Annotated in this window: 12 protein-coding genes; 7 read left to right on the top strand and 5 right to left on the bottom strand. The window is 69.3% G+C overall.

What is annotated here, in order from left to right:
- The first annotated feature begins 6 nt into the window (after positions 1–6).
- From BJY22_RS03125 to BJY22_RS03110, 4 genes are read left to right on the top strand one after another with little or no spacing between them, the layout of a single operon-like run.
- The gene (locus tag BJY22_RS03125) at positions 7–312 is read left to right on the top strand and encodes a hypothetical protein (protein WP_167203658.1); all 306 of its coding nucleotides are present in this window, start codon (positions 7–9) and stop codon (positions 310–312) included.
- Positions 305–520: an acyl carrier protein gene (locus tag BJY22_RS03120; protein ID WP_238350281.1), complete on the top strand. Its 216-nt coding sequence runs from the start codon at positions 305–307 to the stop codon at positions 518–520. The genes BJY22_RS03125 and BJY22_RS03120 overlap by 8 nt, the downstream gene beginning before the upstream one ends.
- A 10-nt stretch (positions 521–530) precedes the next feature.
- A complete protein-coding gene (locus BJY22_RS03115) occupies positions 531–1772 on the top strand; it encodes an AMP-binding protein (protein WP_167203656.1) in 1242 nt (413 codons plus the stop codon).
- Positions 1765–2514 carry an SDR family NAD(P)-dependent oxidoreductase gene (locus tag BJY22_RS03110; protein WP_167203655.1) on the top strand — a complete coding sequence of 250 codons (750 nt, stop codon included), beginning with the start codon at positions 1765–1767 and terminating at the stop codon, positions 2512–2514. The genes BJY22_RS03115 and BJY22_RS03110 overlap by 8 nt, the downstream gene beginning before the upstream one ends.
- On the opposite strand, the gene BJY22_RS03105 is transcribed toward BJY22_RS03110, so the two are convergent.
- Entirely contained in the window at positions 2511–3896 is a 1386-nt protein-coding gene (locus BJY22_RS03105) for an FAD-binding oxidoreductase (RefSeq protein WP_167203654.1), read from the bottom strand. The two genes, BJY22_RS03110 and BJY22_RS03105, sit on opposite strands and share 4 nt — an antisense overlap.
- 176 nt (positions 3897–4072) lie before the next feature.
- Between BJY22_RS03105 and BJY22_RS03100 the strand changes: the two genes are divergently transcribed.
- Both BJY22_RS03100 and BJY22_RS03095 read left to right on the top strand, forming a co-directional pair.
- Entirely contained in the window at positions 4073–5278 is a 1206-nt protein-coding gene (locus BJY22_RS03100; RefSeq protein WP_337758098.1) for a DUF2786 domain-containing protein, read from the top strand.
- The gene (locus BJY22_RS03095) at positions 5275–5793 is read left to right on the top strand and encodes a dTDP-4-dehydrorhamnose 3,5-epimerase family protein (RefSeq protein WP_167203653.1); all 519 of its coding nucleotides are present in this window, start codon (positions 5275–5277) and stop codon (positions 5791–5793) included. Before BJY22_RS03100 ends, BJY22_RS03095 begins: the two co-directional genes overlap by 4 nt.
- On the opposite strand, the gene BJY22_RS03090 is transcribed toward BJY22_RS03095, so the two are convergent.
- Positions 5774–6352 carry a TetR/AcrR family transcriptional regulator gene (locus BJY22_RS03090; protein WP_167203652.1) on the bottom strand — a complete coding sequence of 193 codons (579 nt, stop codon included), beginning with the start codon at positions 6350–6352 and terminating at the stop codon, positions 5774–5776. The genes BJY22_RS03095 and BJY22_RS03090 overlap by 20 nt on opposite strands.
- A 147-nt stretch (positions 6353–6499) precedes the next feature.
- Between BJY22_RS03090 and BJY22_RS03085 the strand changes: the two genes are divergently transcribed.
- Positions 6500–7981 (top strand): MFS transporter, encoded by a 1482-nt coding sequence (locus BJY22_RS03085; protein WP_167203651.1) that lies wholly within the window; start codon positions 6500–6502, stop codon positions 7979–7981.
- Here the strand turns inward: BJY22_RS03085 and BJY22_RS03080 are convergent.
- From BJY22_RS03080 to argS, 3 genes are read right to left on the bottom strand one after another with little or no spacing between them, the layout of a single operon-like run.
- Positions 7970–8962: a GNAT family N-acetyltransferase gene (locus BJY22_RS03080; protein ID WP_167203650.1), complete on the bottom strand. Its 993-nt coding sequence runs from the start codon at positions 8960–8962 to the stop codon at positions 7970–7972. The two genes, BJY22_RS03085 and BJY22_RS03080, sit on opposite strands and share 12 nt — an antisense overlap.
- Positions 8963–9002: 40 nt before the next feature.
- A complete protein-coding gene (locus BJY22_RS03075; RefSeq protein WP_167203649.1) occupies positions 9003–10031 on the bottom strand; it encodes an alpha/beta hydrolase-fold protein in 1029 nt (342 codons plus the stop codon).
- Positions 10032–10045: 14 nt separating this feature from the next.
- A complete protein-coding gene (gene argS, locus BJY22_RS03070; RefSeq protein ID WP_167217814.1) occupies positions 10046–11713 on the bottom strand; it encodes an arginine--tRNA ligase in 1668 nt (555 codons plus the stop codon).
- Between the last annotated feature and the right edge of the window lie 6 nt (positions 11714–11719).

Raw genomic sequence — 11719 nt, 5'->3', positions numbered from 1 at the left:
GGTCCGATGGTCGCTCAGCACATCGCCGGCCTGCCGGTCGAGGAGATCCTGCTGGCGGCGCTGGCCGCCGCGTCGCCCGTGATCACCCTGGTCGTGCTGGAGATCAGGAGCCGGATCAAACGGTTGAAACGCTTCCTGCGGCGGGCCGCGGATCCGTCCCACTCACCAACCCGGCCGGATCCCTTGCTGCCGGTGGCGCGCGAGCGTGACGAACCCGCCCCGCGGATGGTTGGTGAGTGGGGGACGTCCGCAGCTAGGCTTCGGGACTATGAGTTCGGTGGATCGGAGTCGGGTCAGGGAGTTGATGGGTGAGGTGATGACGGCCCAGGGCCGGGCATTGCCGGCCGACGACACGGCGGACCTCCGCGAGATCGGGTTCCGGTCACTGGACTTCTCCGAGCTGGCCCTCCGGGTGGAGGACGAGCTCGGCGACGAGCTGAACTTCGATGCCCCTGGGCTGCGCCGGATCGCGACGGTCGGCGACGTACTGGACTTCATCGAGCAACTCCAGTCGGCGTGACAGTGTGGCTATGACTGGCCGGCGCCGCACCACCGCCCTGATCGGTGACGACAACACCGTCGTCGTCGCCGGCAAGCGCCTGACCTGGCGGACGCTGCACAAGCTGCCGCAGATCCCGTCGCCCGCGGCGGTCCTGGTCGACAACGGCGCCGACGCGCTTGCCGCGCTGCGTCACCACGCCGTGCACGGCACCGAACTGCTGGTCGCCACCGAGACCCGCGTGGACGAGCTCATGCGCGAGGAGCTCGGGGAGTCCGGTTTCGCGATCGTGCTGCCCGACGGGACGGTCACGCCGGCCAAGCTGAAGCGGGTCGAGGAGTCCGGCCGTGCCTGGCTGCTCACCTCCGGTTCCACCGGCCGCCCGAAGCGCATCGGCCACACGCTGGAATCCCTGACCACGGTCACTGCCGACCAGCCGCCGCGTACCTGGCTGCTGCCGTATTCGCCTGGCACCTACGCCTGGTGGCAGGTCGTCACGCTCTCGCTCACCCAGGCCGACCAGGGCCTCGTCGCCATCGAGCCGCACGAGTTGGAGGACTGGCCGGCCATCGCCACCGAGCACGGCGTCACGGCCGCCTCCGGTACGCCGACCTTCTGGCGACAGGCGATCTACCGGGACGCCGACGCGCTCGGCGCCGTACCGCTGGAGCAGATCACGCTCGGCGGCGAGCCCGTCGACCAGGCGATCCTGGATCAGCTGCGGGAGATCTTCCCGAAGGCCCGGATCTCCTGGATCTACGCGTCGTCCGAGGTCGGCGCCTCGATCGTGGTGCACGACGGCAAGGCCGGGTTCCCCCAGTCCTGGCTGGACCGCGAGCCGCAGCCGGACCGGCCGGTGCTGAGCGTTGTAGGGGACGAGCTGGTGATCCGCTCGCCGCACCACGGCGCCGGTCTGGTCGGTGCCGTCCACACCGGCGACCGGGTCGAGTACGACGGTGACCGCGTGCTGATCACGGGCCGCCTGGACAGCGACGAGATCAACGTCGGCGGGTCCAAGGTGTCGGCCGGCGTGGTCCGCAACGTGCTGATGGGGCACCCCGGCGTCTCATGGGCGCGGGTGTTCGCGCGCAAGGCGCCGCTGGTCGGCCGGATGGTCGCGGCCGAGGTGGTCCCGAACCGCTCGCTCGGCCCGATCACCGACGCCGACCTGGTCCAGTGGTGCTCGACCCGGTTGCCGGACTACGGGGTCCCGCGACGGATCAAGTTCCTCGACGAGATCCCGCAGAAGGAAACCCTGAAGAGCGATGTCTGACACTCCCAGTGCTGTCCCGCCGGCCTCGGTCGTCCTGGTCTCGGGTGGTTCCCGCGGGCTCGGCCTGGCGATCGTCACCGACCTGCTGGAGGCCGGCGTCAAGGTCGCCGCGTTCGCCCGCACCGTCACGCCCGAGCTGACCGCGCTCGGCGACAAGTACCCCGACCACCTGTACTACGGCTCGGTCGACATCAACGACAGCGCGGCCGGGCAGGCGTTCGTGAAGACGGTCGAGAGCACGCTCGGTCCGATCGATGCCCTGGTCAACAACGCGGCGATCGGCCAGGACTCGTTGCACGTCCACACGTCGGCCGAGCACCTGGCCGAGATCATCCAGACCAACCTGACGTCACCGCTGGTCCTCACCCGCTTCGTCCTGCGCCGGATGCTGGCCAAGGGCCTGAAGGGCCGGATCGTCAACATCACCTCGATCTGCGCGCAGCGCGGATTCCCCGGGCTGGTCGCGTACTCGGCCACGAAGGGCGGGATGGACGCGGCCACCCGTTCACTCGCGCGTGAACTCGGTGGCCGTGTCCTCGCCAACGCGATCGCCCCGGGGTTCTTCGCCTCGGAGATGTCCGCCGTCCTGGGCCAGACCCAGCTCGACCAGATCGTCCGCCGTACCCCGACCGGCCACCTGACCGAACCGGAAGAGGTCCTCCCGGTGGTCCGCATGCTCCTGCTGGAGAACACGAACATCAACGGCCAGGTACTGGTCGTGGACGGCGCCGCCTCGATCTAAGGCCGGATGTTCTGGTTGCGGCGGAAGACGTTGTCCGGGTCGTACTTCCGTTTGATCTCCACGAGCCGCTCGTACTTGTCGCCGTACGACGCCCGTAGCCGCGCCTCGTCGGCGTCGGCCATGCCGTTGATGTAGCTGCCGATGTTGATCGTGTGCGGTTGCAACGCGTCCCAGAACGTCCGGACCCACGTGCGCTCCGCCTCCAGCGCCTCCAGGACCGGCGTGGTCGCGATCACGAACATCGCATAGCGCTCGGTCCGCTGCCCGCTGAACGCGGTGGCGTCGTCCGCGGTCTCCAGGTAGCCGTGGTCGAGGTGGTAGAACATCGTGACCGACATCGGCGACGTCTTCCGCGGGAAGTGCTCCGTGATCACGTCGATCGCCTCGTCGGTCAGGTCCTCGAGGTACGTGCCCTTCTCGTAGTGGTACGTCCCCCAGGCGTTCGGCTCGTCGAGCAGTTGCTGTACGGCGACGTACGGCATCGGACTCGTCCGCTCGAACAGCGGCGACCCCACCCCGCGCAGTTGCTCGATCGCCTCGGCGTACTGCTCCGCCGTACCGAAACCGACCGCCACCAGTGCGTACCCGAGCTTGAAGTGGTGCTCCGGCGGGACGAACGGCGCAGGCGGTGCGTTCAGGCAGGCGATGATCACGTTGACCTCGCGCGGCAGCGCAGGGATCACCTCACGCGCCATCCGCAGTACCTCGGCCCCCTGCTCCTGACCGAAGAACAGCATGCCGTAGTGCACCATCGGCCCGACCTCGTGCAGCCGGAACTCGAACTCGGTGACCACACCGAAGTTCCCGCCACCACCCCGGACCGCCCAGAACAGGTCCGCGTTCTCGTCCGCCGCGGCGCGCTGGAGACTGCCGTCCGCCGTGACGATCCGGACCGACTCCAGGTTGTCGATGCTCAGCCCGTGCATCCTGGTCAGCAAACCCATCCCGCCGCCGAGCGTCAGCCCGCCGACGCCGGTGTGGCTGACGATGCCGGCCGGTACGGCGAGACCGTGTTCCTGGGTCGCCGCGTCGAGGTCCCCGAGCAGCGCACCGCCGCCGGCCCGGGCTCGCCGGGCCTCCGGATCCACCGACACCTGGTTCAACGGGCTCAGGTCGATCATCAGGCCGCCGTCGACCGACGACATCCCGGCCATGTTGTGTGCACCGCCGCGAACAGCGATCTCCAGGCCCTCGGCGACCGCGTACCGGACCGCGGCCTGGACGTCCGCGGCCGACCGCACCTGGACGATCACCGCCGGCTCCCGGACGTGCTCGGCGTTCCACAGCCGCCGCGCCTCGTCGTACCCCGCGTCCCCCGGTGCGAGCACGGTGCCTTGCAGGTTCGCCCGCAGGCCCTCGAAGCCTTCCGCAAGCTGAGTCATACGTATCCTCCCCGATGTTTCGCCGTCAGGCTGGATGCCTGATCCCCCGGCGAGCGCGTCGCGCACAGCCCAGCTGTCCACGCGGCCTGGTGCCAGCATCCAGAGCCGACGGGTTGTCCACAAGGGATCGGGGTCCCGGTTGAGCGGGAAACACTCCCGGTGTCAGACTCGGCCGCGTGAGTGACGAGGAAGTCCTGCGCCTGTTGCCGATCGCGGCGGCGAGTGTTGCCAGGGGCGACGATCGGGCGGATGCGGAACTGGCGCGTCTCGGCGCGTACGACGAACGCGACCGGGCGCTGCTGGATCGTTGCCTGCAGTCGTTCCTCACCAGCCTGCTCCGCACCGCGTGGGAGCGCGGCTGGGCGCCCGCCGACGTCGTCCAGTACGGGCGCCGCGAGCTGGACGCCCGCATCGAGCCGCTGCTGCTCGCCGCGATCTCCGCGGAGCACCGGTCCTATCGCCTCAACACGATCGATCCGCGCTGGCTCGACCAGCTCACCGAGGTCGGCGTCGCGCAGCCGTTCACCCCGCTGAGCCTCACGTCCTGGGCAGCCGCCGCGCGGGTCGGTCGCTACCTTCTCCTGCATCACGCGCTGTCCCTCGCGGGCTTTCTGCAGACGCTGCCGATCATGGCCCGGCTGTTGCCCCTGCCCGGTACGGCGGCACGCCGGGACCGCTCCGCCGTACCGGCGAACGGGAAGATGCTCGCGCGGATCCGGGCCCTGCTCGCCAAGGCTGAGGCGACCGAGTTCCCGGACGAGGCCGAAGCCCTGTCCGGCAAGGCCCAGGAGCTGATGGCGAAGTTCTCGCTCGACAGTGCGCTGGTGGAGGCGGAGACGGACATCCCGGACGACTCGGCCGCCCGCCGGCTGTGGGTGGACACGCCGTACGTCTCGGCCAAGGCGCAGCTCGTCGGCGCGGTCGCGTCCGCGAATCGCTGCCGCACTGTCGTGATCGACGAGCTGGCCGTGGTCACGATCGTGGGCGCGGAGGTGGACCTTCAGCACACCGAGATCCTCAGCACCTCGCTGCTGGTGCAGGCGAATCGCGCGATGCTTGCCGCAGGCAAACACATCGGTCACCGGGGAGAGTCGCGCACCCGCTCGTTCCGGCAGTCCTTCCTGATGGCGTACGCGCTGCGGATCGGTGAGCGTTTGGAGGCGACCGCGTCCGCCGCGGAGGCCGCTGTCCCGGAGACCGATGCGCAACGGCTGTTGCCGGTGCTGACGAAACGCGAGGAGCGGGTCGAGGCGTTGTACACCAAGCTGTTCCCGCACACGACGACCCGCCGGACCCGGATCACCAACGGGGCGGGCTGGGAGGCCGGCCTTACCGCGGCGGATCAGGCGCAGCTCGACGCGCGCCGGCAGGTACGCCGGTGAAGGCCCGTCCGACGACGATCGCGGGCGTGCTCCGGGTCGAGCTGGAGGTCAAGCCGAACGACGGCGGCTGGTTCAAGGAGAACTTCCACCGCGCGAAGCTGGCCGAGCTCGGCCTGGACGTCGTCCAGCACAACGTTGCGTACTTCGAGGAGGCCGGCGTCCTCCGCGGGATTCATGCGGAGCCATGGGACAAGTACCTGTCGCCGACGTCGGGCCGGGTGCTAGCGGCCGTCGTGGAGCTGCGGGACAACGCCGCGTTCGTCCGCGTCGAGACCTTCGAGCTCGGTACGTCGGACGCGCTCTATGTGCCGCGCGGCGTGGGGAACTCGTTCTGCACGCTGACGCCGCACACGACGTACAACCTCCTGGTGAACGAGCACTGGTCGCCGGAGCGGATCGCCGTCGACCCGTTCGATCCGGAGCTGGCCATCGAGTGGCCGGCCGAGGACCTCAAGTACACCGAGCGGGACGCCGCGAGCCCTTCGCTGGAAGACCTCAGGAGGCAGCGGGCCTGAGTCCGCAGAGCACGATGTCGAGCAGGCGGTGCGCCTGCTCGGGCTCCATGTCGCGGCCCATGTTGATGCCGCCGACCAGCCGCATGATGTCCATCAGGTCCAGCTCAGGGCGGACGTCGCCGGCCGCTTTCGCCTTGTCCAGCAAGAGTTGCCCGGCTTCCTGCACGTTCGCCTTGCAGGTGGCGAAGAACGGCGAGTCCTTGCCCAGGGCAGCCGTGAGCTCGCCGGCCAGGCTCTTCTTGGACAGGCCGTACCCGACGAAGCTGCGCAGCCACGCGGCCAGCGCGTCGAACGGCTCCAGCTGCCGATCGAAGTCGTACGCGCGGTCGCAGACGGACTGGATCTCGTCGACGTAGACCGCCTCGAGCAGCGCCGTCCGGCTGGGGAACCGGCGGTAGAGCGTGCCGATGCCGACGCCGGCCCGGCGGGCGATCTCCTCGAGCGAGGTGTCGGTGCCGTGCTCGGCGAACGACTCCCGGGCGGCCGTCACCAGGCGGTCGTAGTTCCGGGCCGCGTCGGCGCGGGTCGGCCGTGCGCACGGCAGGGGTTGCGGCGCCATGTCACCTCCTCGCCGTCCGTGACGAACGCACACCTGAAAGTTCGGTCAGAATATCGCTTGCTAAAGCGGAGGGTGCCTCCGTATCGTATCCGGAGGAAGTCTCCGCTTTCCTCTCGCAACTGTAACCCCTCCGGGGTAAGGAGCACTATGTCGGCAACATCAGCGGCGCCGGCCGGCGCCGACTCGGCCACGCCTGACCGGCGGCCGGGGGTCGTTCTCGCAGTCATCCTGGTCACCCAGCTGATGGTGATCCTCGACGGCACCGTGGTGAACATCGCGATGCCGCACATCCAGCAGGCGCTCGACTTCAGCCCGTCCAGCCTGTCGTGGGTGCAGAACGCCTACGCGCTCGCGTTCGGCGGTCTCCTCCTCCTCGGTGCCCGCGCAGGCGACCTCCTCGGCCGCCGCCGCGTGTTCGTGACCGGGATCAGCATCTTCACGCTCGCTTCACTGCTCGGCGGGCTCGCCCCGAACGCCGAGCTCCTGCTCGCCGCCCGCGTGCTGCAGGGCATCGGTGGTGCCATCGCGGCTCCGGCGGCGCTGACTCTCCTGATGCTCACGTACCGCGAAGGTCCGGAGCGGATGAAGGCGCTCGGCTACTACAGCCTGGTGTCGTCCGGTGGCGGCAGCGTCGGCCTGGTGCTCGGCGGCATGCTGACGGACTGGGTGTCGTGGCGGTGGGGCCTGTTCATCAACGTCCCGATCGGGATCGCGCTGGTCATCGCGGCCCGCCGGGTGCTGACCGAGACCGCGCCGGAGACCGGCCGGTTCGACGTGGCCGGTGCGCTCACGTCGACGCTCGGCATCACCTCGCTGGTGTACGGGTTCATCCGGGTCGCCGAGGTCGGCTGGTCGTCGGCCGAGGTGCTGGTCGCGTTCGCGGCCGGTGTCGTGCTGCTGGTCTCGTTCGTCCTGATCGAGCGCCGGGTCAGCCACCCGATCGTCCCGCTGCGGCTGTTGCGGTCCCCGGTGCGTTCGGCGTCGTACCTGACGATGCTGCTCGTGGTCGGCACGATGTTCGGGATGTTCTTCTTCCTCACGCAGTACCTGCAGGGCGTACTGGCGATGAGCCCGCTCGCGGCCGGCTTGGCGTTCCTGCCGTTGACCGGTCTGCTGTTCGCCGCGTCGCGCGTCGTACCGAAGCTGGTCGCCCGGATCGACGGCGCCAAGCTGATGCTGCTCGGGTCGGTCCTGGTCACGCTCGGCACGGTCTGGCTGACCCGGCTCGGTGCGGACAGCACGTATCTGCAGGACGTGGTCGGGCCGCTGCTGCTGTTCGGTGCGGGCGCCGGGATGATCTTCATTCCGCTCGTCGGCCGCGCCATCACGGGTGTCGCGCCGGAGGACTCGGGCGCCGCGTCCGGCATGCTGAACGTGGTCCAGCAGGTCGGCGGCGCCCTCGGCCTGGGCATCCTGGTCACGATCTTCGGTACGGCGAGCCGGAACTCCACGTCGACGATCCCGCGCGAGGTCCTGGTCGACGGTGTGCACGCGGCCTTCGTCGGCGCGCTCGTCTACGCGGCGGTGAGCCTGGCGATGATCGTGTTCACGGTCCAGCCGTGGAAGTGGTTCCGCAACGAGCCGGCGGCGCCGGTCGAGGCCCCGGCCGTGGTGGACTCACACGTTTGAGAGGGGCTCTGACGGGATCGGCAGCTGGTAGCTGACGAACTTCTGGTGGGTGGTGAAGCCGAGGTTCTCGTACAGGCCGAGTGCTCCGGTCGGGTTGTCGGCGTCGACGCCGAGGGAAGCCCGCTCGTAGCCGGCCTGTGCGGCCTCGGCGAGCACCTTCGCCAGCGTGGCCCGGGCCAGCCCGCGGCCGCGGTAGGCCCGGCGGGTGCCGACCTGGCCGATGTACAGCTCCCGGATCCCGGTCGCCTCGGTGTCCGCCTCCCACTCGAAGCAGTTGACGTACGCCGCCACGGTCTCACCGTCGAGCACGACGTACGACTGCCCGCCGCGGAAGGACCGCGATCCGACGGACCGCAACCGCCACGCCTCCGGAGTCGGGGGCGTCCAGCCCCAGTGGTCGGAGAACGCCTCGAAGTGCGCCAGCCGCAGCGCCTCCTCGTAGGAGGAGTCGTACGACGTCAGCCGCAGCCCGTCCGACACCTGTACGTCCGGCACCGGCTGGTCGAGCGGCCGGCGCATGTCGAAGAAGAACCGCTCGGGCGCGAAGCCCAGGCTCTCCAGCATCGCGGTCGCGCCCGCGTTCGTGCTGAGGGCACCCGCGCCGACCGCGCCTGGCGAGTCCGGGTGCGTGCTCGCGTGCAGCTCGCCGGCGCGCTGGATCAGCCAGCGCATCAGCTGGATGCCGAGGCCCTTCCGCCGCCATTCGGGGTGGACGGTGCCCTCGGCGCGGACGCGGTCGACGTCCACCACGGACGGCGAGACGTGCGCGATGCCGTAGCCGATCATCCGGCCGTCGGCCCACAGGGCGATGCTGTCCGCGGGCAGGTCGAGATGCGGGCGCTCGAGTTCCTCGGCGAGATCCTCGGCGCTGAAGTTCTCGCCCTCCTGGTCGACCTTCTCCCTGGCGGCGCACAACTCCGCCCAGGCCGCGACGTCACTCTTCTCGAGCGGGCGTACCTCGATCCCCACGGGCCAGTTCATGGATCGAAGGTACGGCGTTCGCTCCGTGACGGCATGTGAATTAGCTGAGCTGTTCCGCCAGCCAGCGCACCGCCAGCGGATACCGGTACTCGATACCGCCGTGCGTCCCCTCGAACAGCTCGAAGTGCAGCCGCTCGTCCGGTACGCCGGCCTGCTGCGCGGCCCGGTGGAACGCCGTGGCGCCGAGGTCGAGGTAGTACTCGTCCTGCTTGCCCGCGTCGATCCACACCGCGCGGAGCGATCGCAGCGCGTCGGCGTACTGCGGCTGCTTGACCATCTCGACCGGGTCGCGGGACAGCCAGCGCTCCCAGATCTCCGGGACGATCGCACCCAGGTCGTCGAACGGGAGCAGCACCGTGCCGTCGGGCTCCGCGGAGTACGCCGACGCGTACCCGTAGATCTCCAGCAGGTGCAGGTCCTCCATCGTCGTCCGGCCGGTCTTGGTGGCGAGCTCCTCGAAGTACTTCTCGTAGCTGCCTTCGTACTTGTCCCGCAGCGTCCGGGCCCGGTCCGGGAACTCGGGCCGGTAGCACACCTCGAAGAGCGCATCACCCGCGTGCGTCGCGAGCGCCCCGAACACGTCCGGCCGCAGCAGCGGCGTCACCATCGCGGTGTACCCACCACTCGACTTGCCGGTGACGGCGCGGTGATCCCGGTCGGCGATGGTCCGGTACGTCGAGTCGATCCACGGCACGATCTCGTCGCACAGGTACGACTGGTACTGCCCCGTCCCGGGGGAGTCGAGGCACTGGCTGCCGCCGTACTTGGTCCACGAGTCGACGAACACCACGATCGCCCGCGGCACGCTCTCATCGGCGAACATCGCGTCGAGGAGCTCCGGGTACGGCTGCCGGAACGGGACCCGGTTGAACCACATGCCGACGTGACCGGTGTAGCCCATGGTCACGTAGATCGACGGGTAGCGGTCCTCCGAGTCGTCGTACCCCGGCGGGAGGTAGACGAGCACGGGGCGCTCGTGCGGGTCGCCGAGTGGGTTCCCGCGCAGCAGCTCGCTCGTGTACGTCGTCTGATCCAGGCGTCCCTTGAACTCGGCCGACCAGGGCAGCATTCGTCCTCCAGGAGTCACATCGCGTCGGGGGCCTCGATGCCCAGCAGGCCGAGTCCATCCTGCAACACCTTCCGGGTCGCCGTGCAGAGGGCGATCCGGCTTGCTCTGGTCTCGCCGTCGCTGCTCAGCACCGGGCACTGCTCGTAGAAGACGGAGAGTGCGGACGCGACGTCGTACAGGTAGGTGCAGAGCCTGTGCGGCTGCAGGGTTTCGGCGACCTGCTGGACGGTCGCGGCGAAGCCGGTGAGCAGGAGCGCCAGCCGTTGCTCCGCGGGGTCCTTGAGCTCGGTGACCCCATCTGCGACCGGGCCGGCTTTGGAGAGCAGCCGGGTGAGCCGGGCGTGCGCGTACTGCAGGTACGGGCCGGTGTTGCCGGTCATCGCGACCATCCGGTCCAGGTCGAACACGTAGTCGTTGCCCCGGTCGCTCGACAGGTCGGCGTACTTCACCGCGCCGATCCCGACCGCCCGCGCGGTCGTCGCCCGGTCGATGCCCTCGCGGCCGGCCAACAGGGCATCGGCCCGTGCCACGGCGCTCTCCAGTAGTTCGGCTAGCTTAACCGTGCCGCCTTCCCTTGTTTTGAAGGGTTTTCCGTTCGGTCCGAGTACCGTTCCGAAGGACACGTGTTCAGCTGGTACGTCGAGCCAGTGGGCAGCTCGTGCGAGTGTGAAGATCATGTCGAAGTGCAGGGCCTGCCGGTGGTCGACCACGTACACGATCCGGTCGGCGTGCAGGGTGTTGACCCGGTGGCGTACTGCGGCCAGGTCTGTGGCGCTGTAACCGAATCCTCCGTCGGATTTGCGGACGATCACCGGAAGCGGATCGCCGTCGCGGCCCTGGAACCCTGGGAGGAAGGCGCATAGCGCACCGTCCGACTCGGTCAGCAGGCCGGCCTGCTCCAAGTCCTCGACCACCCGCGGAAGGTCGTCGTTGTACGCGCTCTCGCCGACGACGTCCGTGCGCTGGAGGTTGGTGCCGAGCAGCGCGTACACCTTCTCGAAGTCGTCCAGTGACACGTCGACCATGTGCCGCCACATCGCCCGCGTTTCCGGATCGCCCGACTGCAGCGCGACGACCCTAGACCGCGCCGCGACCGCAAAGGTGCCGTCGGCATCGAAGTGTTTCCGGCTCCGCTCGTACAGGTGCTGCAATCCCTCCAGATCAAGGGTTTCCGCGGCAATCCCTTCCGCGAGCAGCTGCTCGATCATCATCCCGTACTGCGTGCCCCAGTCGCCGACATGATTCTGCCGGACGACGTCGTACCCGACGAACCGCAGCACGTTGCAGAGCGCGTCGCCGATCACTGTCGAGCGGAGGTGGCCGACGTGCATCTGCTTCGCGACGTTCGGTTGCGAGTAGTCGACGACGACCCGTTGACCGTTGCTGGTGAAGGCCTGGGGATCGTTGACCGCCCGGGCCAGCGTCGACGGCCGCAGCGTCAGGTTGATGAAACCCGGGCCCGCGATCTCCGGCGTCTCGCAGAGGTCGTCGACCTGCAGTTCGGCGACCAGGCGTGCGGCGACGTCCCGCGGCGGTCGACCGAGCGCGTTGCCGATCCGGAGCGCGAGATTGCTCTGGTAGTGCCCGAACTCCGGCTTGGTCGACGACCGCAGCTCAGGGTCGTACGGCGTACCGAAAGCGGCCGCGGCGGCAGCGGACAGTCTGGTGGACAGGACAGGCAGGACTGC

Source organism: Kribbella shirazensis, from assembly GCF_011761605.1.
Taxonomy (GTDB): domain Bacteria; phylum Actinomycetota; class Actinomycetes; order Propionibacteriales; family Kribbellaceae; genus Kribbella; species Kribbella shirazensis.
Note: the sequence above shows the minus strand (reverse complement) of the source record. Positions and strands in the feature narration are given on the sequence as shown.

What these genes read in the sequence shown, in the direction of transcription:
- BJY22_RS03125 (WP_167203658.1), top strand. Translation starts at nt 7, where the DNA reads ATGGTCGCTCAGCACATCGCCGGCCTGCCGGTCGAGGAGATCCTGCTG.
- BJY22_RS03120 (WP_238350281.1), top strand. Translation starts at nt 305, where the DNA reads ATGGGTGAGGTGATGACGGCCCAGGGCCGGGCATTGCCGGCCGACGAC.
- BJY22_RS03115 (WP_167203656.1), top strand. Translation starts at nt 531, where the DNA reads ATGACTGGCCGGCGCCGCACCACCGCCCTGATCGGTGACGACAACACC.
- BJY22_RS03110 (WP_167203655.1), top strand. Translation starts at nt 1,765, where the DNA reads ATGTCTGACACTCCCAGTGCTGTCCCGCCGGCCTCGGTCGTCCTGGTC.
- BJY22_RS03105 (WP_167203654.1), bottom strand. Translation starts at nt 3,896, where the DNA reads ATGACTCAGCTTGCGGAAGGCTTCGAGGGCCTGCGGGCGAACCTGCAA.
- BJY22_RS03090 (WP_167203652.1), bottom strand. Translation starts at nt 6,352, where the DNA reads ATGGCGCCGCAACCCCTGCCGTGCGCACGGCCGACCCGCGCCGACGCG.
- BJY22_RS03085 (WP_167203651.1), top strand. Translation starts at nt 6,500, where the DNA reads ATGTCGGCAACATCAGCGGCGCCGGCCGGCGCCGACTCGGCCACGCCT.
- BJY22_RS03080 (WP_167203650.1), bottom strand. Translation starts at nt 8,962, where the DNA reads ATGAACTGGCCCGTGGGGATCGAGGTACGCCCGCTCGAGAAGAGTGAC.
- BJY22_RS03075 (WP_167203649.1), bottom strand. Translation starts at nt 10,031, where the DNA reads ATGCTGCCCTGGTCGGCCGAGTTCAAGGGACGCCTGGATCAGACGACG.